Source organism: Neisseria sp. P0021.S006 (genome assembly GCF_051956895.1).
In genome coordinates this window covers 1-690 of record NZ_JBQCWZ010000739.1, presented here as the reverse complement: position 1 = coordinate 690, position 690 = coordinate 1, and the positions used below count along the sequence as shown (strand labels likewise).

Genomic DNA, 690 nt, shown 5'->3' with positions numbered 1-690 from the left:
CTTGTCTTGAACATCAACGACAATGTCCGTTTTGTCGGCTACGGCGCAGACGTTACCATCGGCGGCAAACTGGCCATCACATCACATCCGGGCGAAGCCGTCCAAGGCGTCGGTACCGTGCGCGTTGTCAAAGGCCGCTACAAAGCCTACGGCCAAGACCTCGACATCACCAAAGGCTCGGTTTCCTTTGTCGGCCCGCTGACCGATCCGAACCTCAACATCCGTGCCGAACGTCGTCTCTCCCCGGTCGGCGCAGGTGTCGAAGTCCTCGGCAGCCTCAGCAATCCGCGCGTGACCTTGGTTGCCAAAGAAGCCATGAGTGAAAAAGACAAACTCTCCTGGCTCATCCTCAACCGTGCCAGCAGCGGCAGCGACGGCGACAACGCCACACTCTCCGCTGCCGCCAGCGCGCTGCTTGCCGGTCAAGTCAACGACCGCATCGGCCTTGTCGATGATTTGGGCTTTACCAGCAAACGCAGCCGCAACGCCCAAACCGGCGAGCTCAACCCTGCCGAACAAGTCCTGACCGTCGGCAAACAGCTCACCAACAACCTCTACGCAGGTTACGAATACGGCATCTCCAGCGCCGAACAATCCGTCAAACTCGTGTACCAACTGACCCGCGCTATCCAAGCCGTTGCCCGCATCGGCACGCGCTCCTCCGGCGGCGAATTGAAATACACCATCCGC

1 protein-coding gene is annotated in these 690 nt (G+C 60.0%); it reads left to right on the top strand.

Annotation, left to right across the window (positions count from 1 at the left end; translation table 11 throughout):
* Positions 1-690, top strand: a 690-nt coding sequence (locus tag ACTHUM_RS16815; RefSeq protein ID WP_440403529.1) for a translocation/assembly module TamB domain-containing protein, incomplete at both ends; no start/stop codon positions are given.